Origin of the sequence: Vibrio sp. 10N.286.51.E5, from assembly GCF_041469125.1 — a bacterium.
GTDB lineage: Bacteria > Pseudomonadota > Gammaproteobacteria > Enterobacterales > Vibrionaceae > Vibrio > Vibrio crassostreae_C.
The window spans coordinates 1,188-24,749 of the sequence record NZ_JBFRJZ010000008.1; the positions used below are offsets into that span (position 1 = coordinate 1,188).

At 43.5% G+C, this 23,562-nt stretch carries 32 protein-coding genes; 16 read left to right on the forward strand and 16 right to left on the reverse strand.

The genetic code is table 11. The annotated features are described in order from the left end of the window. A partial coding sequence (locus AB4161_RS01830) for a hypothetical protein (RefSeq protein WP_235618375.1) occupies positions 1-201 on the forward strand: 201 nt, incomplete at its 5' end. A 166-nt stretch (positions 202-367) separates the two neighbouring features. Here AB4161_RS01830 and AB4161_RS01835 read toward each other — a convergent pair. From AB4161_RS01835 to AB4161_RS01850, 4 genes are all read right to left on the reverse strand, one after another. After that, the gene (locus AB4161_RS01835) at positions 368-838 is read right to left on the reverse strand and encodes a metal-dependent hydrolase (RefSeq protein WP_154724026.1); all 471 of its coding nucleotides are present in this window, start codon (positions 836-838) and stop codon (positions 368-370) included. Between the two features lie 11 nt (positions 839-849). Continuing rightward, positions 850-1,461: a hypothetical protein gene (locus AB4161_RS01840; RefSeq protein ID WP_154724027.1), complete on the reverse strand. Its 612-nt coding sequence runs from the start codon at positions 1,459-1,461 to the stop codon at positions 850-852. Between the two features lie 4 nt (positions 1,462-1,465). Beyond that, positions 1,466-2,170, reverse strand: a complete 705-nt coding sequence (locus AB4161_RS01845) for a hypothetical protein (protein WP_102423357.1) — start codon at positions 2,168-2,170, stop codon at positions 1,466-1,468. Positions 2,171-2,268: 98 nt separating this feature from the next. After that, a complete protein-coding gene (locus tag AB4161_RS01850) occupies positions 2,269-2,985 on the reverse strand; it encodes a hypothetical protein (protein ID WP_136987029.1) in 717 nt (238 codons plus the stop codon). 206 nt (positions 2,986-3,191) lie between these two features. Here AB4161_RS01850 and AB4161_RS01855 point away from each other — a divergent pair, with 206 nt between their 5' ends. From AB4161_RS01855 to AB4161_RS01880, 6 genes are all read left to right on the forward strand, one after another. Continuing rightward, positions 3,192-4,271, forward strand: a complete 1,080-nt coding sequence (locus AB4161_RS01855; RefSeq protein ID WP_136987028.1) for a PD-(D/E)XK nuclease-like domain-containing protein — start codon at positions 3,192-3,194, stop codon at positions 4,269-4,271. A gap of 15 nt (positions 4,272-4,286) precedes the next feature. Continuing rightward, positions 4,287-5,318, forward strand: a complete 1,032-nt coding sequence (locus AB4161_RS01860; protein WP_372082664.1) for a recombinase RecT — start codon at positions 4,287-4,289, stop codon at positions 5,316-5,318. Next, positions 5,318-6,403, forward strand: a complete 1,086-nt coding sequence (locus AB4161_RS01865) for a hypothetical protein (RefSeq protein ID WP_154724029.1) — start codon at positions 5,318-5,320, stop codon at positions 6,401-6,403. The genes AB4161_RS01860 and AB4161_RS01865 overlap by 1 nt, the downstream gene beginning before the upstream one ends. 143 nt (positions 6,404-6,546) lie before the next feature. Further along, the gene (locus AB4161_RS01870; RefSeq protein ID WP_154724030.1) at positions 6,547-6,702 is read left to right on the forward strand and encodes a hypothetical protein; all 156 of its coding nucleotides are present in this window, start codon (positions 6,547-6,549) and stop codon (positions 6,700-6,702) included. Between the two features lie 530 nt (positions 6,703-7,232). After that, complete coding sequence (locus AB4161_RS01875) at positions 7,233-8,492, forward strand: ParA family protein (RefSeq protein ID WP_154724031.1); 1,260 nt, start codon at positions 7,233-7,235, stop codon at positions 8,490-8,492. Between the two features lie 2 nt (positions 8,493-8,494). Continuing rightward, positions 8,495-9,625 (forward strand): hypothetical protein, encoded by a 1,131-nt coding sequence (locus AB4161_RS01880; RefSeq protein ID WP_136987026.1) that lies wholly within the window; start codon positions 8,495-8,497, stop codon positions 9,623-9,625. Between the two features lie 185 nt (positions 9,626-9,810). On the opposite strand, the gene AB4161_RS01885 is transcribed toward AB4161_RS01880, so the two are convergent. The 3 genes from AB4161_RS01885 to AB4161_RS01895 form a co-directional block, all read right to left on the reverse strand. Further along, positions 9,811-10,047 (reverse strand): hypothetical protein, encoded by a 237-nt coding sequence (locus tag AB4161_RS01885; RefSeq protein WP_086714996.1) that lies wholly within the window; start codon positions 10,045-10,047, stop codon positions 9,811-9,813. Between the two features lie 60 nt (positions 10,048-10,107). Beyond that, the gene (locus tag AB4161_RS01890; protein ID WP_162299031.1) at positions 10,108-11,772 is read right to left on the reverse strand and encodes an ATP-binding protein; all 1,665 of its coding nucleotides are present in this window, start codon (positions 11,770-11,772) and stop codon (positions 10,108-10,110) included. 220 nt (positions 11,773-11,992) lie between these two features. Continuing rightward, positions 11,993-12,217 (reverse strand): hypothetical protein, encoded by a 225-nt coding sequence (locus AB4161_RS01895; RefSeq protein ID WP_133150982.1) that lies wholly within the window; start codon positions 12,215-12,217, stop codon positions 11,993-11,995. Positions 12,218-12,610: 393 nt separating this feature from the next. Between AB4161_RS01895 and AB4161_RS01900 the strand changes: the two genes are divergently transcribed. Then, a complete protein-coding gene (locus AB4161_RS01900; protein ID WP_154724033.1) occupies positions 12,611-13,153 on the forward strand; it encodes a hypothetical protein in 543 nt (180 codons plus the stop codon). A 9-nt stretch (positions 13,154-13,162) separates the two neighbouring features. Then, a complete protein-coding gene (locus AB4161_RS01905; RefSeq protein WP_086714999.1) occupies positions 13,163-13,393 on the forward strand; it encodes a hypothetical protein in 231 nt (76 codons plus the stop codon). 56 nt (positions 13,394-13,449) lie between these two features. On the opposite strand, the gene AB4161_RS01910 is transcribed toward AB4161_RS01905, so the two are convergent. The 6 genes from AB4161_RS01910 to AB4161_RS01935 all read right to left on the reverse strand — a co-directional run bounded on the left by AB4161_RS01910 (position 13,450) and on the right by AB4161_RS01935 (position 17,984). Next, entirely contained in the window at positions 13,450-13,965 is a 516-nt protein-coding gene (locus AB4161_RS01910; protein ID WP_136987023.1) for a hypothetical protein, read from the reverse strand. Between the two features lies 1 nt (position 13,966). Beyond that, positions 13,967-15,325 carry a TraB/VirB10 family protein gene (locus tag AB4161_RS01915; RefSeq protein WP_136987022.1) on the reverse strand — a complete coding sequence of 453 codons (1,359 nt, stop codon included), beginning with the start codon at positions 15,323-15,325 and terminating at the stop codon, positions 13,967-13,969. A 12-nt stretch (positions 15,326-15,337) separates the two neighbouring features. Continuing rightward, positions 15,338-16,525: a hypothetical protein gene (locus AB4161_RS01920; RefSeq protein WP_154724034.1), complete on the reverse strand. Its 1,188-nt coding sequence runs from the start codon at positions 16,523-16,525 to the stop codon at positions 15,338-15,340. 8 nt (positions 16,526-16,533) lie between these two features. Continuing rightward, positions 16,534-17,202 (reverse strand): TraE/TraK family type IV conjugative transfer system protein, encoded by a 669-nt coding sequence (locus tag AB4161_RS01925; protein WP_162299030.1) that lies wholly within the window; start codon positions 17,200-17,202, stop codon positions 16,534-16,536. Between the two features lie 62 nt (positions 17,203-17,264). Then, positions 17,265-17,594, reverse strand: a complete 330-nt coding sequence (locus AB4161_RS01930) for a type IV conjugative transfer system protein TraL (RefSeq protein ID WP_136987019.1) — start codon at positions 17,592-17,594, stop codon at positions 17,265-17,267. A 57-nt stretch (positions 17,595-17,651) separates the two neighbouring features. Beyond that, positions 17,652-17,984 carry a hypothetical protein gene (locus tag AB4161_RS01935; RefSeq protein WP_081230238.1) on the reverse strand — a complete coding sequence of 111 codons (333 nt, stop codon included), beginning with the start codon at positions 17,982-17,984 and terminating at the stop codon, positions 17,652-17,654. Positions 17,985-18,391: 407 nt separating this feature from the next. Between AB4161_RS01935 and AB4161_RS01940 the strand changes: the two genes are divergently transcribed. Beyond that, positions 18,392-18,589 (forward strand): hypothetical protein, encoded by a 198-nt coding sequence (locus tag AB4161_RS01940; protein WP_081230237.1) that lies wholly within the window; start codon positions 18,392-18,394, stop codon positions 18,587-18,589. 10 nt (positions 18,590-18,599) lie between these two features. On the opposite strand, the gene AB4161_RS01945 is transcribed toward AB4161_RS01940, so the two are convergent. After that, the gene (locus tag AB4161_RS01945) at positions 18,600-18,815 is read right to left on the reverse strand and encodes a hypothetical protein (protein WP_154724035.1); all 216 of its coding nucleotides are present in this window, start codon (positions 18,813-18,815) and stop codon (positions 18,600-18,602) included. A gap of 154 nt (positions 18,816-18,969) precedes the next feature. Between AB4161_RS01945 and AB4161_RS01950 the strand changes: the two genes are divergently transcribed. Continuing rightward, positions 18,970-19,707: a hypothetical protein gene (locus AB4161_RS01950; protein WP_154724036.1), complete on the forward strand. Its 738-nt coding sequence runs from the start codon at positions 18,970-18,972 to the stop codon at positions 19,705-19,707. Between the two features lie 48 nt (positions 19,708-19,755). On the opposite strand, the gene AB4161_RS01955 is transcribed toward AB4161_RS01950, so the two are convergent. Next, positions 19,756-20,274 carry a hypothetical protein gene (locus tag AB4161_RS01955; protein ID WP_136987017.1) on the reverse strand — a complete coding sequence of 173 codons (519 nt, stop codon included), beginning with the start codon at positions 20,272-20,274 and terminating at the stop codon, positions 19,756-19,758. Between the two features lie 41 nt (positions 20,275-20,315). Continuing rightward, complete coding sequence (locus AB4161_RS01960) at positions 20,316-20,639, reverse strand: hypothetical protein (protein ID WP_154724134.1); 324 nt, start codon at positions 20,637-20,639, stop codon at positions 20,316-20,318. Positions 20,640-20,813: 174 nt separating this feature from the next. On the opposite strand from AB4161_RS01960, the gene AB4161_RS01965 reads away from it, so the two are divergent. The 5 genes from AB4161_RS01965 (at position 20,814) to AB4161_RS01985 (ending at position 23,520) form a co-directional block, all read left to right on the forward strand. Then, the gene (locus tag AB4161_RS01965) at positions 20,814-21,314 is read left to right on the forward strand and encodes a hypothetical protein (RefSeq protein ID WP_154724135.1); all 501 of its coding nucleotides are present in this window, start codon (positions 20,814-20,816) and stop codon (positions 21,312-21,314) included. A gap of 55 nt (positions 21,315-21,369) precedes the next feature. Beyond that, complete coding sequence (locus AB4161_RS01970; protein ID WP_102305698.1) at positions 21,370-21,726, forward strand: hypothetical protein; 357 nt, start codon at positions 21,370-21,372, stop codon at positions 21,724-21,726. 47 nt (positions 21,727-21,773) lie between these two features. Further along, the gene (locus AB4161_RS01975; RefSeq protein ID WP_154724136.1) at positions 21,774-22,031 is read left to right on the forward strand and encodes a hypothetical protein; all 258 of its coding nucleotides are present in this window, start codon (positions 21,774-21,776) and stop codon (positions 22,029-22,031) included. A 405-nt stretch (positions 22,032-22,436) separates the two neighbouring features. After that, a complete protein-coding gene (locus AB4161_RS01980; RefSeq protein ID WP_274700431.1) occupies positions 22,437-23,201 on the forward strand; it encodes a hypothetical protein in 765 nt (254 codons plus the stop codon). A 79-nt stretch (positions 23,202-23,280) separates the two neighbouring features. After that, the gene (locus AB4161_RS01985; RefSeq protein ID WP_372082667.1) at positions 23,281-23,520 is read left to right on the forward strand and encodes a hypothetical protein; all 240 of its coding nucleotides are present in this window, start codon (positions 23,281-23,283) and stop codon (positions 23,518-23,520) included. Positions 23,521-23,562: the final 42 nt, after the last annotated feature.

Genomic DNA, 23,562 nt, shown 5'->3' on the forward strand with positions numbered 1-23,562 from the left:
ACTGCACGGCGTGACTATACCGTGTCAGTTTTTGAAAGTGACATGACTGCACGGCGTGACTATATGGTGTCTCGATTTGAAATTAATATGACTGTACAGCGTGACTATACGAAGTCTTCATTTGATACAGATATGAATCGTACACAACTTAACTCTGAGATCTATACCGACATAAGCGTCTCCCCCTTTCTTTTCAGTTAGATAGAAGCATGTGTTCAACAGTTTTGTGTTTACCAGTTGTTCTTTTGTGGCTCAACCATCTATGACTGTTCGCCTTGACTGCAAGGTCAACCAAAATGAAATTGATATGACTGTTCGCCTTGACTATTAGGTCAACCAAATTGAAATTGATCGAATCTTCACCACTTTAATTTTGTACTCCGATGTACATCGCTAAACAAAAAAAACTAACAGTCGTAACAGCCTCAAAGAAGCCGTTACTTGCTGGCGTCAGCGGCACTCGATACCGAGTTGTGATCGGCCAAAAGAAATTGACGCCTGATTTGGTACAAGCATCCCCCACCAGGTGACCTATATAGCCAAATGTCAGCGAGTATGCCCAAGGAAACTCATACGTCGCACATAAGAACAAAAGCCCGAACGCGGCAAGTAAACTATGTAGCGCCCCTCGATGCCCGAGAATGCCTTCAATCGGTATACTCAAAAACGGAACAATGCGCCCTACCCTGCTATGTCTGGTGTCAATGTCAGGCAGTAATGCTCCTAACATCGCGAAACCCATACCTGCAAATGACATCCAATAGAATGTGTCTTGCATGGTATTCATGCAGATGTAATAGGCGCTTGCTGTTGTTATTTGATGATTGATAGCCTTCACACGGCACCACCCTACTCAACAGCGTTGCCGTTTGTTGCCTTATCTACACGACGCTCTAAGTCTTTAAAGGCAATGTCGCTTGCTGCTCGAACGTCACGGAATAAGTCATCATTGCCATCATTGTTCGAATCGTATGGCATGAATGACAATAAGTAGACGCGGTACTGAGTATCTTCACGGATAATTTCTGTATCCGTTACGTCATAGTCAGAGAGCTGTGCGTTCGCCACCAGCTTATCAATTGTCTTTTTGGTCAACGATACGACTTTGCTTTCCGTTGTTGCTGAATTGGTTGTTTCTGATGTGTACGCACGTTCACTGCCCGATACGATTTGGCGATATTTCTTGGCCAATTCGAACTCAGCGTTAATCTTCGCTTTGGTTACCGCCATGTCTAAGTCAGAACTCATTCCTGTTCCGGCTGCAAAAAAGCCTTCACCGTTAGACTTCGGTGGTTTCATGTACCAAGATGGAATGTTACTCAGTGTCTCATCCACACGGTCAACCGTTGCGTCATGCTTCGCCTTTTCTACTTCCAATTTGGTCATGTCGTTAGATGCACAACCGACTGCCATGATTGAAATCATGAACGCAGCTAATGTTTTCTTTTGAGTCATTTTCATTGGTCTAGTCTCTTTTTAATGAATTAACGCTTTTGTTATACATACGCGAACTCATCGTTGAGAAAATAAATTGAAGTAGCGTTATAGCGACTGGGACCGTTGCGATGATTGCCCCAACACTCATCAAACCTGCCATTTCTTCCAGATAGATATTGACGCTGCTTAGAACGGTTGTGGTGTGTGAAGCTGCGTAGATTAAGCCGACATAAGTAAACACCCCAATCCACAGTGAGCCAGCCATTGCGATTTTGATGTCAGTGAGAGATGGAAGCATGTGCAGTGTTACTGAAGATAAAACCCAGATGAGAAACCACTGTTGCCACCCTGCTTTATTCATGAACAACGTTAGGTCAATTGTGTTGTTATTAAAAAGATACGGTGTCACTTGTGGTGAGAGGAAATACAGTGCGACGATGCCTGTGAAAATTGGGCCAATACTGACTATTACTTTTCGAATTGAACCGGAGATGGTCATTGGGTATTCGTAATTTACGTAGCCGAGCACGGGATTATCTTGAGTCGGCATTTGAAACAGTTTCACTTCGGTTACCTTAAACCCAACCAATTTGCACATCAGGTAATGTCCGAGTTCATGTAAAGGTACACCAACTATTCCCGTGATAAACACGAGTACTCTGCTCTTTTGGAAGCGCTCCATCAGATACTTAAGTACCCAAATGGCGGCAGCAATAGTTAGGAAGTGGATCATAGAGTTACCAATAAACGTATAGACGGTAATAAGGTAACGTTTCCCTCAAACGATGTTTTCAATTAAAGAGCCAATTTTCGGGCGTTAATTGGCAATATTTATTGTTGACCGTGCCGTGCGTCTATCTTTCGGACCTTTATTTGATACAACTCACACCAATGGAGAACTTGTTGAAGTCTTTCTGGTTTCGTAGATTCATCGATCAAAAGCGCAGCCGCATTAGAAAGCTGTAGCTGTTCAAAATTCAATAGCCGCCCAGCTACACGGCCATCATTGTCATAATCCGCGTTCAGCATCTTGGCTTGATATTGGCACTTTGGAAAGGTCGTATAAGGGGAGTCTGACAGTATCGCGACTTCTCCGGATACATTGCCCAGCAGCAGGCTGACTTTTTCCGTCACGGATAATTCACACTTCTGGCCACGCAGGTCGATAACAGAAAGTACAAACGGCGACTCGGGGATAAGCGTTCTTGCCCAAACACCATTGAGCTTCACATTTGAGGGCAGAGGATGTCTCGCAAAGATATTGAGAAACAACTCATCAGGAACAGCCTTTGGTCCTAAGTTCAACCGGGTGATTATAAATTTCTTCGGTATCTTACCGAGCTCCACCAGCGTGCTCGTGAGCATTGATTCCATTTCGGCTTCTTTCAACCACACCCCGCCTTGCTTTATCGGCAAGTTAAAGCAATCACCATAAAGTCCTTCACCATTTGCGAGCCCTTTCGATTTCAATATCAACGGCACACCTGCGCCACTGCCAGTATTTGTTCTGTGTTTGGCGTATGGAATTACATAGTTCATACCTAGCATATTCGATGTCCATTTTTGATTCTGTCATCATTGGTTATACACCGATTTTTGACTGGTTTAGACAGTTAGGATTTCTTTCAAAGACATTGATATATAAGGGCTCAAGGAGAATTCGCTAATTTTCAAAGTGGGGGGAGATTACTACTAAAAAATGGATTTCGTGATGTATATTCATAACATCACAAACAAGTTTAAGAAGGCATATTATGATTACTGAAATGATTAGCTCGCTAAGAGATTCGGTTACTCCATTCAAATTTGATGGTAGTACTTGTGATGTGCTTAAGGCATACAACAAAGATGGGTCCCCGAGCTGGCTCGATGAAAAAGGTGAGCTCATCGAGGGGATTTACATTGGTATGGAGAACGAGGTTTACCATGCCCTACCCGCGTATTCATCATCTCAGTTGAAACTGCTTGTAAAGAAATCCCCTGCCCACTTTTACAGAAAATACATAAGCGATATTGACCGTGGTAGAACCGTGTCGAAGTCGCTGCAACGCACCTTTGATGCAGGCACTTATGGTCATGAGTTGGTCCTAGAGCCTCATGGGTTCTATGACCGCTATTACCGCGATATTGTGCCAGCTGATTACCCAAATGCCCTTAGAACGGTCGCAGAAATGCAAGCGCTTGTTGAGAAGCTTAACATCCCTAATGTGCCAAAAAGCGCCAATAAAGAGCGTTTGATGAAAGAGTTATTGGCAGTAGAACCGACCCTGCAATTTTGGGATACGGTTTTAGAAGAGCACAACAATAAGGCTATCCATAAAGGTAAAAAAGCGATTGATGCCATTGTCTGGGACGATGCACACCGCGTACACGAAACATGTCGAGATAATGTTGATGCAGATGCATTGATTCAAGATGGGTTACCAGAGATCTCCTTTATCGCTCGCTGCCCAGAAACTGGCTTGTGGCTCAAGTGTCGCTTTGACTGGCTACGCTTCGACTGTATTGCCGTTGATGTAAAAACAACTGCGAGTACGGACCCTGATGCGTTTGCCAAGCAAGCGGGTAACTTGGGATATCACATTCAAGAAGCGTTCTATACCTACGTAGCAAGCTTGCTTGAGGTGAACTTGGGTGCCTTCTTGTTTGCATGCATTGAGTATGTCGATGCTGATTTATGTGAAGTCTATGACTTACAAAGAAAGGAAGAATCGATGATTAAGTTCAAAGATGGGCTACATACATTGGCGACTTGCCTTTCTACAGGCGTATGGACAAAACGCGTGAATCTATCAGGAATCACTTCTATCACTATTCCGAAGTACTGCCGTTAATTGGAGGGCGCTATCATGACTAATCAATCACTAGTATTACAAGCAGTCGAGGCTGCACGTCCTCATTTTTCGACTATCGTTGCTGAGAACCAATCGGGTCTTGATACAGACTTAGAGCTGGAATATGTGGCATACATTCTGGAAAGCTTTGGTGAGTCGATTACCTCTAATATGGATGCGAACTCAGTGTATTGGAGCATACTGAACCAAGCGACCATTGGTTTGTCTGTTGAGGAAGGCTTGAATCACGGCACCTTTTTGTATCGTCACGATTATGTATCGAATTTCTTCGTGTTGGAATTTATGCCGACATACCACGGACTGATTCACTTAGCGTTCGAGTCAGGTGAAATGGCGCAAGTTACAGCGGATCAAGTTTTTAGCAATGACCAATTTGTCTATCATGGCTCTCGTTCACTGCCTGAGCATACTTCTCAAGGTGCCTATGCAAGTGGGGACTTACTATGTGCTTATGCTGTTGGGGAGACACTGGGAGGGCATGTTTATTGTGAAGCACTATCCCGTGAAGAGTTGGATGAGATCGAGCTTATGGCGGCTATGAGTTTCAGTTCTAACCAGTCGGTTTGGAATACTGCATTTGTTGGTCAGATGCGTAAGAAATCTGCAATTCGTAGAATGATGCGCTTGTTGTTCAATCAACTCGGTTTCGATAAGCCTCATTACCGCAGTCGTATTAAAACGCTCATTAGCGTAGAAGATAATATGTGGACGAACATGAAATCCACCATGGACCACGAGATCGCTCGTGGAAAGAAAGAGAAGCAATTATTAAGTTCAAACCAAAACAACGTTCCTGTTAACACCTTTGGACAGCCAATCAAGAACACCAATACTGTGTGTACTTCGAAGGTAGTTACACACACAGGTGAGTCTGCTGCTGATTTGATTAAGCGTGCAGGTTCCACTGATGGACCAAAAATGGAATTTATTCCTCCGGTTCAAGATGCAACAGAACAACCGTCAACTGATAACCCATCGCCAACCACTCTTGGTTCTGATGGCTTTATGGGCGGGTGGGGGTACTAATGACGAACACTGAAACTTACAACGAACCTGAGCGACTGCCTACTGCGAATATCATCACGCAAGGGAAGAAGAATGTATTCCTCACTCATTCTGTAGTGAGTGGTCGCTCCAAAAAACTGATCTACAAAACTAAGCGCAGCGATACCGGCTCTGTCAAAGAAGTTGAGTGTACTCAAGAGCAGGCCGATGTGTATATCCACCAGCAAGTCGTGAAGAGTTTGCGAACACATCCTGATGACATTAACTTGCCACATATGTCTATGTTAGGTCTTCCCAAGGAATATAAGGCAGTGCGTGAAAGAGATGTTCTGGTCCGTTTTCGAGTTCCCGAGGCGTCAATGTCTTGGATAGATAACGACATCCTCTCCGTTGACTCGACGACATGTTTCAATTCAGATTGCAGTTTTTTTCCTACTTCTGGCACAAGTAATTTTACCCTTGCTGTTCTGACAATTTACCCTGTGGATTCTGGATATTTTGCAACGTTGAAAACTGAACAAGGGTATACCGGTCTTCCTATGAGCCATTGGATGTCGTTAGTACCGATATGGCGAAAAACGGTGGTGAAGACAGAAATTGCGATTCTGATTGACAGTGAAGCTCAATCTGATTTACCTGGTCTTGCAAAGATGGCGAATAAACGCGGGTATACTTTCCTCGGAGCGATATCTGGTTTCTTCAATAAAGTAGAAGGCAGTTCTGAAGCTCTCCTTAGTCAGCTATCTGCCTGTAAGCTGTTTGCTGATGCTCGTGTCCCGGCTGAACCTACTATGGACGATGAATTTGGGTTTGCCTTTTCCATGGCCACCAATTCTGTGTATCGATTCGATGCAAGACGCTCAATTCTACTGACCATCATTGATTTCGATTCAAGCACCAATACATGGGTACTTGGCTTTACTGATACCGGTGAGCGATTAACACAGATCCCTTATTCTTATGACGACTTCTTTACGATGGGTTACCAAATTGCTGTTGTGGCGAGTTTTCGTGAGCAAGAATTAGTGAAAGTCTTTAGCTATCAATTCCACTCTAGTTGTCTCGATGAAGAGTCCTCTTCAAGCCAGCTAGAGACGAAAATTTAATATTCGGTGCTGCACCTCAAAGCCAATCTCCCCCCGTTTTCTATTCTCGGCCCCTGTTTATGCTTACCTAACGCCAATATGGGGGGAGGGGGTGTTTTGTTGATTTAGTATCTACTCATCAAAGACAAGAAGGTGATAGATACATGAATACAACTAAAGTGCCGAGCACTCACTCTGATCACGACACACAACCTGTACCCAGTCAGTTAATTGAATCGATGGAACGCTTTGAATTTGATTCGATGACAGAAGCACAGGTAGAAACCGCTTTTGAATACCTAATGGAGCAAGTGTCGTAGAGTATATTTCCGGCATTTTACCCGTGTTCCAATCTGTCATCATGACAGAATAGTAAGAGATTTTGATTGTTTAGTGTGACTAGCTTCATTCTGGTTTGCTTTCATCTTGTTGGCATTTCCACATTCTCATCACACCTGTTTGGTCACTACTACAACAAAATTTCTTTCTCATACATTGAAGCCTAACATTCAGTCAGTTCCCGCGTTTATGTATCGCAGAGCTGACTTTTCGTATGTTAGTGGTGGCTTCAAACCCATTACTCCTTACTCACGTCCGTTTATGAATTGCACAACATGGCCGATAAGTACAATAGTAGGACGCGTCCTACTATTTTAAGTTGTTGTTTTTGTTGTGTTTTGTTTTTTCCTCTATCGTTCCCCTATCTTTTGCAGAAAAGTACATCATTAGTTCAAAACTGTATCGTAAGTCGAATTTCAATGAATTTATCCAAAATTGACTTATTATATCTTTTCTTACCTTTAATATTGGTTCATACTAGCTTTCAAACAGGCCACTGGTGGATATTGCTATGGGAACAATGACAGAGAAACAGCTCAAGACGCTTGAATTAGTTGACGAACTTGGGGACGGAGGTGCTAAATTCTTGGAATTGCGCCGCGAAACAAATGAAAAGCAACCTCGTTCTTTCACACAAGCTGAGGCATTGAAGTACCTCGAATGTTCTCAAAAGGTATTGACCGATTTAACGAAAGCGTTAGGTATCGATCCTAAACGCTATGCTGAGGTTGGTATTCAGTACTACCTGACTCTTGAAGAGCTGTACTTGATCCGCGATAACATGCCGAATACCACCGTTCTTAAGAAAAGACACAAACCATTCCAAAGAACAGCGAAACAAAAGACGCAGATTATTGCCGTTCAAAACCAAAAGGGCGGGGTATCTAAAACGTCACTGGCCAATGCAATAGCGACAGGTTTGTCGATTAACTATCATGTTGGTTACAAGATCTGTCTTATTGATATGGATGGTCAGTCAACTCTGACGAGTTTCTACCCTCCAGTGCATAAACACGAAACCAAACACATTGAGCGAAATGGTGCTAAGTATATTTCAGACGCTCGCACCAGCATTGGCGACTTGATGGCACTTGATCCAAATACAGACACGTTTCAGGACGAGGTTCGTAACGCCGTTTCAGATACGCTCATCCCCAATCTGAAAATTATCCCTGCGTCTCAGTCCGATAGAGACTCGGAATCTTTGAGTGCCAGTAACCAATTAGCGGGACAGAATGTTGACCCTACAACCCGTTTGAAAAACATCTTAGATGCTCTCGACGGTGAGTTTGACATTATCCTGATTGATACGCCGCCTTCATTGGGCTTTGCTACGTTGAACAGCTACTTCGCTGCGACTAGCGTGTTGATTCCGTGTAAGGCGGAACATAATGATACCGATGCGACCTGCGCCTACTTTCAATATCTGGATAGCATCATTGGTAACTTCATTGCTAAAGGTCATCAAGGCTACGATTTTGCGAAGATTGTCATTTCCAATTGGAAGGGCAGTGACTCGGAACTGGACATTTTCAATGCTCTAGTCAGTCAGTTTGGTGATGCAGTGTTGTCGACCAAAATGAAACACAGTGAAGCTGTAAAACGTTGTGCGTCTGAGCATAGCAGTGTTTTCGAATTCTCTAGGTCAATGGACAGTAAGAAAGGCAAAGCGTTAGAAGCGGCACAGGCGAACTGTAAAGAAGTCGTGGCCGACATTCATAAGCTGATAACGGACGTTTGGAAACAACAGGACAAAGGTGAGGATCAATAATCATGGCCAATAACCGTCTAAAGAAAATCGCTGCTGCTAACGCTGCTAAGGCCGCACAAGAATCACCTTCAATCACTGAACCTGAAGTGGAGAGTGTGTCGAGCTCACAACGCAAGCCCCAAGCCTTCATGGGTGGTAATGAGCGCGAAACCACTATGACCTTAGCACAGGGGAAGTTGGCTTCCATTGAAGCTTCACTAAAGGAGGGCGGCATTAGTCTCCAAGAGTTTTTAACTGAGACTAAGAAGCTGGACTTTGCACAAACAGGTCGTGAGATTAAGTCCATTGATGGTACAAGCTACCGTGCTATCCAACGTACCTTGTCATACGATGAGATTATGACTTTGGTTAGGATTGACGTGGACAACGTTCGTGAACAGTCGAGCCGCAATACGATTCAACTCAACAAGATGAGTGATGAAATCGAGTTCGGTATGCAAATTTCACCTGTACTTGCTTACCAAGGTGAAGATGGCCTGATCTATGTCGTGGATGGCTCATGTCGTACTGATATTGCCATGGATAAAAAAGTGGGGCTGGACTTTGAAATATTAGATCAAATCCCAACACCTGAAACCATTACCTGGCTGGTGGCGTCGTCTGACATCAAAACGTCTTTCAATTACTACGAAAAGGGCAAGCTCTATTCTCGTTTGATGGAAGTGAATGATTGGTCGGCGTACAAATTAGAGAAAGAACGTCTATACGAAAAATCAGACATCTCACTCTCCCTCGCTATCTACTCGATGCCTGACAGTCTGAAGAGCCTGTTTTCAAACTATGCCTTTAGTAGCCGAGATGCCAAGTTCCTTCGTAAATTGATCGGCACGGTTTCAGAGAGTGAAGATAAGCAAAGTGCCTTCACGAAATGGATTGACGAAAACCGCTCAGAATTCGAAGCCATGAATGCAGAGGAAGTGAACAAAGAGCTTATTGCACGGTTGAAAGATTGGAGTCCTGTTTCTCCTAAATTGGGGGGCATTAATAAGGAACCTCAATCGTGGGCAAAGAATGGGAAGGTATCGGTATCATTCCAAGTCGTGAGTAAAACAAAGTCGAAAATTGAACTGAACAATGCAACGCCTGAGCAGATTGCTCAATTAGAAGAGTTCAGCAAAACTTTGTTTGGTTAGGGCGGTTTTTGGGTAGTAGGACGCGTCCTACTATAAACTCAGTGGCATAATTATCTCTTGATGCTGGTGGTCAAGCAGCCATGTAATAAAAGCCCTTGCTATAACACGATACTGACTTTCCCTGCGGTCTATTGTCGAACCAAAAAAAAGCTCCCATCATGATGGGAGCTTTCGATAACGATAAGTTATTGATTAAGAGCGTCTTGTAACTGCCCTAATACAAATGCCTTATCTTCTTCACTCTTTAAGTCTAGGGCTTCAATAAACCCTACACTGTTAATGAGTTCCTGCAATTTAACTTTATCCAAAGTTGGGCCAATTAACTCAAGGATATTGTGTAACATATCGACTTGAGCGTAAGGACCATATCCCCGACCCAATTCATGAGAATGGTCGATGAGGGAGTCAGTAAATGAGTTCATAGTAACTCCATACTTGGTGTTCTACCGTACAAAGACAGGTAGGTTGGCGGGTTAGTGTGGTTACTTAGTTTCGGTAACTACAATGTCAGTGCCTGAAAACGAAACAGTGAACGTGAGGTTGTTGAGGTTGCGCTTCATACCAGAGTCCCTGAATGCTTCATCAAGCATTTTTTGAATCAACACTTCAGGGCTTGACGCTCTGAGTTTGTTGTACAATTTCTCAAGCAGATAATTGTCGCGGTCTTTGTCACTTTCACTAAAACATCCCCATTCATCTTCGTAGTTGGCATAGATTCCTAGTGCGGTTGATAAATGTTCTCTTTCTGGAATAACTAACGTTCCATAATCAAATTCATCACCAGACACAACTACGGCATCCGTTTCTATGACTACCTGACCATATTCTCCTTTCAGCGTGTATTGGTCGCACATAACGACAGGTATTGAATACATGCCATTGAGTTTGGCCGTCGAAGTAGGGTTAACCAATTCGATACTGACATCGAGTTCACTCACTTCGCGGATTTCACACTTGTGGATCCAGTGGTCTGCATGCAGGCCGCACACGTTGACAAACAACACATTTCTTAAGTGCTTCAGGTAGTTGATGTTGATGGTATCTTCTTCACTTTCATGCTCTGGGAGGGCAAAGAGTAAAGATGATTCCACTTCAGCGCGAGAAATCGGCTGTTCAAGTTGGCTATGTTCTACGCCATCATATCCAGCGAGTCCGAGCTCGTAACTTTTGGTATCCCCAATCTCAGACTTCGTTAAATAGTCAACGTTGTTGAGAACTTGAGGGGCATAGTTCACGGCTTTTCTCCATAGTAAACGGTCGAACGCAAACGACTGGCCAAGACGTTTCAGTTCTTTTTGGAGGAACTGCATCATCAGGGTTTGAACACTCGTTCGAATTGATTGCTTGACAGTTTCTGCATCTAACAATTCAGCTCGATCAGGCATTCTTGCTTTTACATCGTCGTTCAAGTGAACGATATGATGAGGGTTTAACTGGTTTGAACTGGTGACCGCATTGGTGCTAGAAATCAGTGCGCCTTGCAGGTATGCCAGCCAAGATAAACCGTTGTGTTTAGTGTCAAAATAGATACTCCCGTATTCGAATTTGTGCTCGATGTATTGGGTCGAACTTTCTAAAGTCGTTCTTGAGTGATTTTTAAACATCAGAACTCCATTTAGAACGACGTCAATGTCATAGCCTTCACCAATTCGATCAACCTCACGGTCATATTTGCTAGAAGTTAAATAGCCAAATAAAGCGTCGGAAATACCTTCCAGTTCAATCAATGTACCGTTCCCTCGCAAGCTGTCTTCTATCACGATAGATTCACCCGAAAGGATGGCTTCAGTACTTGATGAAAGCATTTGATGCTGACTTTGGATTTTGATGTGTTCGCACGCGAAGAGAGTGCTTAAAAATCCCATTCCGTATGGATTACATTTGTCTACATCGCTTGACCAGCCTGACTCCGCGATAGAAAGAAGCTTTTGCATGTCTGCGATACCCGAACCATCGTCCAGAATCGTTAAGCAGGCACGGCCATTTTCGACTGATGTGGTAAACGATATGGTTGTAGCATTGGCGCGGGAAGCGTTTTGAATCAATTCATTGATCACTTTTCCGGTATTGGAAAAAATCGCACCAAGGTTCGAAAGAAAATTGTTTTCATTAATTTTGATTTGAACTGAGTTGTTTGAGTTAGTCATAGTCTTATCCTCGATATAGGGTAGGTAATGAATCTGCGAAGCGCTGGGTGAGCACATCACAAGGGGTTACAAGCCGGTTATAAGCGCATTCAACGAGACATAAATGCCTGAAGGGGAACGATTGACCGGGAAGTTTCATCCGATTGGATGAGGTTCGTTGTCATTGCTGGACAATGAGGTTTGTTAAGTGCTGGTGGAAGTACCAGGTTCTAACAGGGGGTTAAACTCTGTGTTTGTGAATCGTAAATGTTAGCCAAAGTGTTATGCCTGCCAAAGCCCAAGAGAGTAGGGTGATCAACAAAACATGACGCCATGTTTCACAGAATTCGACCACATTATGGAATGCAGAAGGGAAGTCTGTGCTACGAACGACAAGAACAGGGTGAATACAGAAATAAACCGTCGTTAAACCAAATAGTATGGTGAACAAAGTGCTTAATTTCATGGATAGTTCCTCACGGGTAGGTGATATCGCAGGTACACAAAAAACACCAAAGAGGTGTGTGTTTTGAACCGTTGATTGGGGTTAATTACGTGTAGTAATGCGAGTGGGTAACTCTTGTTGGTGTCAAAGTGCATTGACAGTAAGGACATGCATAGCATGGGAGAATTGGAAGCTCTCCAGCTTGGAGAAAACGATCACTAATACTAGTGATGATGTTTTCGGGTTGAACCGTATCAATCTAGCGTATGGGGCTGAAATAAATGGCAATTAACGAATCCAAAATACATGTTTCGAGCTCTCGTTCAGTGGGTTACGTACTAAGTGGGGGGAGATTGCTAGGCCAGGTATGGGAAACGTCGTATATTGAATTCAACGAATAGCCGGGGAGCAGCAATGGAGAATGAAGTAAAGCGGGTAATGTGGCATAGCCATGGATGTCGTGAGCTGATTGATGTGATGCGTTCATTGTCTCTCAGTGACATCCAATATCTGTGTGAGCAGCCAAGCCCAGTTACCACTGAATTTATTGACGAGTTCGCTCATTCAAAATGTTATGTCTTGTGCGAGGGTTTGATTGTGGCTGGAGAACGTAGCCGGTTCCCGATTCGAGGTGTGATTCTGTCTGAGTATGGCGTTGACCTTCATTACCTCAATGCTTTCGATATTGAAGGGAAAACGATATATATCGATGCCTATGGGCTATTTACACGTATTGAAGATATCTCAAGGCGCTATCAGATCGACGAAGCAAACATGACGGTTTTTGAGTTCGACTTCTATGGACTACAGTGCCGAAACCCTGACATGCCGGTCGTCGTCCTTCGGGAAACGTTAGATGCGCTTAGACATGGTATTGGTTCACCCGTGGACTACGTTCGCTTTAGAGACAATGCTTGTCGTCACTTGCTATTGAATATTCAAAATGAAATTAACTAGGAGGGAAGTATGTTAGCTCAGTATTTTGATCGTATAGATGAAAGCATCGACGCGTTGCTGGCCACCGACTTAACAGAGACTCAGAAAAAAGCGATCTTGGCGTTGGTGAAAGACTCTAGCGAAGAGGTGTTGGCCTCATATAACAGAGCGGTTCGAGCAGAAACCAAAGTCAATGTGATGAAGACGAAGTATGACACGATCTGTTTGAGTGCGATGGATGCCGCGAGTGGAGTGCATTAAAAAAGGCCACTGTGAAAGTGGCCAAGCTGTGTTGTTTGCTAGTTTTATTGGTTTTGTTACTCCGATTGTTGCGAAGCCAGCCTGTTCATTTCATCGACGGACATTAGCTTAACAACAAGAGAATCTGGTAACTGACCATGCACACTAGCTGCAGGTAGCACCACTTTCCCTTCAGAGTTCAATATCTGGATCATGTTGTTGTTATATTTTTCTATAGCAGCAAAATCATAACCCTGAGATTTAAGAGCCGAAAACGCTTTACCAAACGGGTAAAACACAATGGGGTGTTGGCTTAATGACGTTTCACTTTGTTTGTCGATCACCATCATGGCATAAGCCATTACCCCTGATAGGACCATTAACCACACTAAGATGATCTTCGGCAATAGATTTGACGTCTTACTTTCCGTTTGCGTTTGCGTTGCTTCAATCACGGTCGGTTCTTCGTCGCCTTTAGGTTCGTCGGGCATTGTTGGTTTTGATGCCTTCTCAATGAGTTGTTCAAGCTCCTGACTGGAATTCGACGCCTCAGTTGGTTGGTCATTTTTCTTTTCATTATCACCAGTGGCCATATTAGATCTCCTTAAACGTCAGTTTTAAAGGGGCTTGAAGTAGGAAGGTCACTTCTTGCATTGCTGGTACGTCAACGGTTGGCCAGATTTCTTCCAACATTTTTACGTAGTATTCCGAAATGCGGTCCAAAGATGAGGCGCCACCTTGGAGTACTGCCGAGGTGCCTAGTGTCCCTAGATCGGGTGTTTGAAAGCCTGTTCCGTCAGAGTTGATGTCGACACCCGGCACCCTTGATGGGGCAATACCTTGTGCCAGTCCAGAAAAGAAACCCGCCCACATGGAGCCTTTCAATACTTCACCGTTTCGAGCAACTAACGTGCCTGGAATCCCTGCCTGACCGTCAGAGCCAGTAGCAAAGCCTTGCGCCGCTGCTTCTGCCGTGAGTCCGTCCTCATCGATGCAGACCACTTTTTCTAGTCTCATGTAGGCTCTGCGGTCTGACAATTGACCAATGCCGGATAATAGTGCCTGACAGTCTCTTAGGTCAGCACGATAACCATTTGGCAACAGTGCATCTGTCTTGATGCGCATGACCGCCGGAAGGGGCTCTCTCGCTGAACCAATACTGGTTGGAGCTTGCATGCCTGATAGCAAAGTACCGGTTACAAGGCTGGTGGTTGGCAATGAAATTGAATACCCTTTTTGCTCAGGTTTTTGCTGATAGTTCTTCAAGGCTGCAGCCAACTCCATTTCTTTCTGATTCAATGCCTCACGTTTTTGCGCCTCTGACATTTCATCTTCATCGACCAGTTGGTTCGCTTCTACTAAGGTTTTTACACGCCCGTCTTGCAACAAAATCGCATCATTCCCTTCATCGACACTTCGAATGCCTGCAAGAGCTGGGGGAGGGGAGCTGCGCAACTGGCTCACTTGTTGGTTCGGCACGCCATTAGTGTCGACAGTGATTTCCGTTGCGTTCCCGTGTCGATCTACAACGACTTGGCGGCCTTGTCGGATTTGGTTCGGATCATAGTTGGTTCTTTCCAATTGTCGTTTGCCTGACTTCCATTCGGCAATCTCAGCATCTTGATCGGCCATTTTTTGACGAAGACCATCGACCTCTTGTCTTAACAGGTCGTACTGGTAATTGTCATTACGTGCCGACGACTTTTTATCGATAGCCGAAATTTCAACTAAGGCGTCACGAACTCCGTCAACGTCTTCCCTCTCTAGTTGGGTACGTGTGCTCGAAGGCATGAACACTTTTTCGATTTTATTCGCGTCTGCGTTCGGTCGTTGAATTTTGCCCGGATGAATAAATTGCATCGCAACATAGGCGGCAGGAACAATACAGACGCCAATCACCCCATATCGGAAATTTTTGTTGGTTTCCCAAAGCTCTTTAAAGTTAATCTTCATGGTTCACCTCGATTAATCCAGAAGTGATGGACGTTCATTGCGAGAATGCATACGTTGGTAGTACAGTCGGTCGCGCAATACGTATACTTCGGTTTTTTCTGATGGCTTTAAGGTCGCTTTGTTTAAGATACCCGTTGCGATCACGTCATCATCTACCCAGCAATCCTGCTCTCGCAAAACCACATTTCGATTCGTAACGTTTTTAACCAATACAACGTCCACGATTCGTCGAGACGATATTAAACGTTGTTTCGTCTCTGCATATGTTCCAAATCGACAAGGACGTAACGCGTCTCGCGGAATGTTGGTCTGCAAGTCAAAACCTGTAGGTGTTGCTTTTCCTGCCGTTTGCGCAAACAGTTTGTTGATACCCTCGACGTATGGAGATGACTTAACTTCAGGATCACTGGCAATGGCCAATTCAGATTCCATATCTTGAATGCGCTTTTCTTGCTCAATTTTATCCTGTTTTTTGGACGCCAATACGCGGTTCACTTTTGCTTGTAGTGCTTTGTTGTATCGGACATCGACTTGTACCATTGCAGGCATGACATCAAGTGGCCAAATCGTTAAGTTAACTTGGGTTTCAGGCACCCCTTTTTCGAACATAATGATATTAAAAGGGGCATCGTTGTTAGATGTGAAATAGATAAAGCTACCATCCACTTTCATGACAACATTGGGATCTGAACTGCGAATGTTAATTTCTTTGAAAGAGGTGCGAATACTGTTGAGAATGTACTTTGCTGCAGGCAACGTAATATTGTCTGAAGGGCGTAGTTTGTACTTCTGAACCGGCTTAAACTTTTTCGCCATTTGTCGCTGCATACGTTCGAATGCAGTCAGAGAAGGTTTCGGTGGTTGGGCCGTTGGTGGTGTTGCGACAATCACGTTCTTGTCTGATTGGGTGACTCTTCCAAATTCATCGACGGATTTTGTGCTGACAATAGGTTGCTTCGCAGCTGGGTCATTGACTGGAGTGAATTGACTTAATGACTCTTGCTTATCGGTCGGTAAAGATTTGACTACTTGGTCAACCATTGCCGCAACAGCTGCTTTATTTTCTGGTTGCGTTGTTTGTCGCTCCACTTTCGAGCCAACAGGTTCAATAGGGATGACGTTTAGGTTTGCCATTGCACCGAATGATAACGTGGCACAAAGCAAGGTCGTATATCTAGCGAGGTGATGTAAATTTTTCATAACGGGACCTACTTGTCTTGCTTGCGTTCGATACGATTGCGTTCTATCTGCGGAGCGCCTTCGTATTGGTCAATGGACTTCATCTTTGGACTACCGTGTGCATTGGCAATCTTGAGTTCGTATGTCCAGCGTACTGCACGGCGTTCATCGCTTTTATTGCCGCGTTTCTTCCGCTCAGTAAGCTTACGCTCGCCGTAAACAATCACTTTGTCGTATTTGTTATCGTAGAACACATCTAATACGTTGAACTCTTGCACTTGGTCCCTGATGTCTAAAGCTTTCACATGACTGATCACTTGCTCATTCAATGCATCGTAATCTCGAATGGAGAGCATTGGTTTGAGCGTATCTAAGACAATATCCACATTACGGACATTCACGTTACCAAGCATGCTGGCAATGAATATGCCCCATTGCTTCTTATAACCTGAGTTGGCTTTGTTGCCTATCATGACAATTTCTTCAGAGAAATTAGGCGGGGTAACAACGGTGATGGGTTTCGCTGTCATTACCTTAAACGCTAGAAATGCGCAGATAATGATGGACAGCCCCATCATCTTCGTCATTTTGTTGCTGTGGTCGATGGCTGCTTGCCAAGAACGTTGGACATTCGAATCTGAATCATGCTCCAGTTCAGACTCATCCTGCCCCTTTTTTTTGCGGTTAAATATATTCATAGCAAACCTCAAACTTTTGCTAAAACAACACATAGAATTTAAAAACGGATCGCTACAAAGAGTTAGCGAAAATAAGTACGGTTAAATGCTTCTGGAAACGATTTACGGGATTTAAAGTTAATGATTCCAGCCCACCACAACATGTGTTTGAGCCGACCTTTGGGATAGTTATCTTTGACCCATGAATAGGCGAGAGCGAAAAGAATGGCGATTCCACCGATAAGTAACAGGTTCTTGCTGATGTGTCCGATAGCGATACCGACAAGCAAAATCCCCGCTGTATCCGACTCCATTCCGATCACCGATTGTTTGTCGTTTACTCGAAGTGGCACATAGGTTTGATTGTTCGGTAGTTGAGGACGAGCATCATTATTGATGTCTAACTTACTCATATGACCCCCTTATGTACTTCTGGGCCTCTTCTATAAGGCCCAGAGACATCTGTTGCTTTATACCGGAAGACCGGCAGTTAGCATGGTAGTGATAATGGTTTGAAGTTGCGCCAGCACCAGCATGATGATGACAGAAACACCAAGACCGATAAGGTTTGGTCGAACCATTGAGAAGATGATGATCCCTGCGAAAGAACAGAACGCGATAATTTGTCCAGGAACACCTTCAGCAAAGCTCACTAGTTCATCAAATAGGCCTTGGAACGCATCACCACCTGAACCGGCAATGGCCGAGACGGTAAAAAACATAAGCGCGAATGTAATTAAGCCGAGGTATGTCGTCTTTGAATCTACTTTTTGTACATCATTGACGTTGATTGTGTTTTGCATAGAAATATCTCCAATAATTCCGGTAAATACCTTTTAAGTAGGCCCTTGAATCATTGCAGGTAACCTAATTTTGAATTCCAAATAGTGAGCCGTTTTTTTAGGTTTATTTGTTTTTTTACATAAGCACCTGTTATTTATGCTTATTTTTATGTGGCAAAATCTTGATTTATCCAAAATTTCATTGTTGACAATCAATATGCTTTATTGAGTTCCATGCATCGACCAACTGTGACTTTCATATTTCAGGCGGATGACGGGTTCTGAGTACAGAGCTGCAGCCAGAATAGAAAGGGCTTCGATGGCGATGATTTCAACCACCAGCGATACCAAACGGGGGGAGGTTTCTAGGTACTCTGACGAGGGGACGTTACTATCAATAGACAGCGTTTCTGCCGAGGAGAAGAATCATGAATGAACGATATTTGGCTTTCAAACAATGGTGTCCAACTGGCACCAATTGGGAGTTCATGGCTTTTATTGCTAAACGAAAAGCGGAGTTTACGGGTCAACCGGCTTGCTCGGGGCATATCTCTGACCAGAGTGCATTTTCGGCGTATATCAAAGATTGGGTATCCGCTAATACCACCAGCAGCGCCCATTCTTAGATTCCATTATCTAATGGGTTTCTTCATGTGTATGCGGTTTGTAGATTTCCGCTAATGATTTGGGACCTTTCTTTTTGGTCTTTTTGGTGGTGGCAGGGGAGTGGCTGTCGGTTTGTTGGATGGCTTTTTCGTGTTCTTTGGCAGCATCCGAGAACGCATTGCTTTCCATTGCGTTTTTTCGAAGTTTATTCAAGCGGTCGAGTTTTGCTTCAAATTCAGGCGTCATACTATATCTCGCTAGTTATGCACTAACTCTGTTATACGACGAAACCCATGACGGTTTAGCAATTTACCAGTCCATTTTCATGTGTTAGGTAATTTCGCCTTTTTCACTCGCTATTTGTCAATCTGTAAACTCATTTAGATACAATGAGGATGGTATGGAACAATCGTCGAGGGTAAACATGGATCGTGGTATTCAAGAGCAAATCCAACAATGTGCATTCACACTATTTCCTATTCTGGCCAGAACACCACTCAAGCCATTGGCAATTGGGGCTGGTGCTTCTTTACACAAAACGCTCTGCCAATCGTTCGAGCAGGCAGATGTCTCTGTATATCTGGATAGGTTTTTCTCCAGTAGGGAATACAAGCTGGCGTTAATCAATTGCTATCGAGCTTCCTACACCCGGTACAACCTTGATGGTTCGCCATCTTCATCGACAGTGAATGAACATGAATTATTAGGACTCGCACGGCACGGCATTTTTAAAAATAAAAAAGGACTTACTGAAAAGGCTGCTCAATTGGTAAGTGAACAAAAGCGGTACGTCTCTGCTCGGAAAAAGCAGTTGAAGGACAAGGTTATGCGATTGAAGCAGTCTGGTTTTAGTGATCAGTTCTTGTTACACCGATTGGGGAAGCGCATCGAGCCGTACCTGAAGGTCAATTCCATCGGCGTCCAATTTTATTCAGAGAACATGATTAACGAAGCGCGAATGATGAAGGAGCGCACTTCTTCTATGACATTGAAAGAAATCAAAGTGTTTCAGAAAGCGCTCTATGACCAAGGCGTTCCGGTGTACTTAATCCTTATGTCCACAAACTATTATGAACCCTTGCTCTATGAGTTGGTCCGAGATGGCGAACCGGATAGCAAGTACTCACAAGTCGCGTAATATAAAAAAGAGCACTCAGGTGCTCTTTTTTATGTGGGTATATTTTTACTAATGAAAGGTTGGCGTTGCTTCTGCACGCATGTTCAGTAGTCTGAGAACCAATTTGTCGATCGCTCGTTTTTTCGTAAAACTGAGTTTTTCATACGGCTCAGTGTCAAACAAATCGCACATTAGACCGGATTGTCCGTTTTGGTTTACATCGTGTGTTTCGGTGACAAAGCCAGAGCCATCTTCTTTTCTTTGAATCGGCCAGAATGTGCATGTCTCGTCTACACGGTCATTGATCAAAAACACCATATACTCTTGTCGTGTAGGCGACATCGAAGGTTTGATGTCTGGGTTGGTACTCATCCAAGCTTCTAGAACGAACGTGTATTTGAGCACGTTGAGTTTACCCATAAGAACGCGCAGCGCCATGGTCATCTTTTCTTTGCTGTCTTGGTCTGAGATTGGGAACGAATAAATGCGTACTTTGCCATCAGCACATTCCAATACGATTGATGGATCAGCAGTACTTCTTGCCTTGAGTAGATCGTTAGCGACGATTTTTTGATTATTCATGTCCATATTAGCCTCTCTTTGCCTTTCAGGAGTCTGTGTGATTTGTATCAGTCGTAAGTGATCTCGTAGTCACTGCCGTCTTGCCATGGCGTTTGAGTAATGATGTAGGCAACTCGGTTAACCCAATGGCATCCATTGACAATCACCCATTTACTGTCGATAGGCTCCCCCAGCTCATCCTCTTCTTCATCTACGTCAATCTCAATGATCGTCCAAACTCGACTGGCGTCGGTTTTTTTGATGGTTTCTAGGTCGTTGCCATAGGTTTCGAATGAGATGCATTTTTCATCAAGGAAGATGGCGCTACCCCCATTCTCATTGATGATTGGTTTAAAGGATTCCACCCAAGTTTCAAAAGTAAGGTTGTTCATGCTGCATCTCCGTGATTGCGGTTTAGAGATACTTTAGTGGATGAATGTAAGGGCTCCCCCCGTATTGGTTAGCACGGTAGATAGCGATTGACTTGCCACAGTGAGTGGGGGGAGGGGAGATAGGTCGAATCTATTCTTTAGCTGTCATCACACACAACAGATTGGAGAAATTTCATGGCAATGTTTTGGGGCAACAGTTGGTATCAAGTCATTCATGATGAGATCGCATATTGCGGCGTTCTAATGCTATCGAAGTACCCAAGTGCTGATGGTGGTTACGACAGTAAAGGCAATGAGGTTGTAGAAGTGATCATGCCTTCGTTACCTGAAAATTCAGGCTTTTCCTTCATTGAGCATAAAGACCAACGATCAGCGATGCTGGCCTGCAAAAGTCATATCTTAGATAAATCGAGATTGGATTTGCTTGCTCACTTATGGGTGGTCAATGACGCTCAATGTGATCTTGAAGAATATAAGGTTCAGCTGAAATCCGATCCTACCGAACTTCAGTATTGGGAATCGAAAATTGCCTCCAGCAAGGAAACCATTGAAGACTTTCAACTTAAAGCCAAGAACTTGAAGCAAATTCGTAAAAGTAAAATCAAGGAATTCCTCGAAAGCGAAATTGTGGACATCGCGACAAAGCAAGCTCAAGAGGTGGCATTAGCTGACTAAAACGGGACGTAATGGTGTACCCAGTCCCCCGAACTTTTTTAATTTGGAGATAGACATGAAGCAATTATTTTTAGTCGTTACACACGCAGAAGGCGGCGAACCTGAATCATACCTTGTGCATGCCACGGACGAAGACATGGCATGGGATAGGCTCCTTCATTGGCTTGAAACCAACCAGTTACTTGATGGTACGACCGAGCAATACCTAGACCATTGCAAGCTCTTGGATGACATGCAAAGAGCAGCAGTTGAAGCGCCGGATGAGGTATGTCAGTTCGATGCTACTTATGAGGCGTTGGATTTCGAGTTCCTTGAAGTATTCGCTCGTGAGTCTCTGCCTGATGTGGAAGCCGCTGTCTTGTCGTCGCTGATGGAAAAGCTCAAAGCCGCTCATGAAGCTCGCTATTGCTAAATGACACCTTGTTCGATTCTTTCTCTTAACACCTTGGAGATCATGACATGAAAGTTGATGTGTATCTGAACTTACATCGCTCCACTGATACGACGCGTGTGTATTCTATTCGGTCACGAGAGAAAGAGTCTTATGGGAAGGTGATTGGCTACAGTCCTTCATTGTCATTGATGGACTGCGAGTTTGTCGTAAGCGAGAAGGGGCAAGCAAGAGTTAAACGTGAGAAATCAAAACTGGTGCATGCTGTTGTCGGTGAACAACAAAGATTGAAACTTTTCTGTTACGCAGAGCTGATTGCTACGTGACGCTATAGCAAAGATTTGACAATAAAGATCAAAACTCAATTTCACTCAATAGGCCAACTTAAAGCAAGAAGTAACAATAAAGTTAGAAACTTTTAGATGCTTTTTGTCGTAGTCTGTCTTTTGTTGCTGCACAAATTATTCTGAATCAAAAATGCCCCTTTTCTTTTTAGAGTAAAAGCTCGTTCACATGCCGTTAATGCGAATTTTCCCTACTAAAAGTTATCTGAATGCAGAAAATCAAGAAGTAATGCATCACGTGGAAATCTAACTTATTATCTTTTTAACTAAGCTATTGAATTTATGTTGAACCCTTAAAAGAAAGACCACATCATATATCCATGAAATACGGCTAATCACCGTATCAAAGCGTTCTGTGTCCCGAGTAAGTTAGGAGCTAATTCTCAAATGAGCATTCAGTTAAAGCTGGTTCAACTTCGAAAGAAAATTAGACTAAATAAGAAGAAAGTAATTGATGCAATCATTGCCGATCACTCAGCAGAAATGTGCATAATTTGTGGTTCTCAAGAGAAGTTGACTAGAGAGCATGTGATTCCTCAATGGGTCTACAACCGTTGTACAAAACGAACGTTCAAAACAACAACTAACGACATTTCTCAGACTTACAATAAAACGACGCTACCAGCGTGCAAGGAGTGCAACTCGAATCTCCTCGGTTACTTAGAGAGGCATTTGAAGCATGAATTTGAAAAATTCGATGTTAGTAACCAAGGGTTCTCTCAAGAGACCTTAGAGTTAATCATTCTATGGTTAGAAACTTTAGAGTACAAATTTCAAGTGCTTGACCTTCGAAGAAACTTAAACAAGGTAAAAGGTGCAGACTACATTCCTTTTATTGGCAAAATGCCAATAGCAATGTTTCAAGGTCCTATGGAGACAAGTCCTTCAAAGATTTTTTCTAACCTTCGTTCTGCATTGCAAGTATTGAGTATGAAATCAAAGGTAGACAGGCTTAACTCTCTTTGTGTTATCCATACCACGAATAATGACTTCCATTTCTTCCACTCTACGAATAATTTTATCTTCATTGAACTAGCTGAGTTTGGTGTCGCATTTTTCTATTTTTACAAACGAACGTTTGAGGACTATGACGTCGCTGCTGAGTCTGCAATGGCAATAGTCCGAGAAAACTATGCAGGGATAGGCGCATAACAGCATTAAAAGTAACTCGGCTCGCGTGGCATTTTGGTTATTCACCTTAACAGAACTTTGATAAATCTATGGAGGAATAGTGGGCAGTAAAATTCCAGAAGCGATTCGAGCGAGTGGCACTTCGGTCTCAGCTTTGGGCTTTGAACAACAACCTTTTGGTAAACTATTTTGTTGCGTCGATGGATGCAGCGCAGAACTTAGCTTTGTCAAAAGACATAACAGAAAATATGAGTCAAAAACGGTAGAGATCGCACCTTGTTTTAGGCTAAAGAGCATAGGTATCTACACAGATTGGTCGCATATTGAGCAATTAATTTGATTAAGGGAACTGAACCACGGATCAGTGATCAAGAGAGTTAAC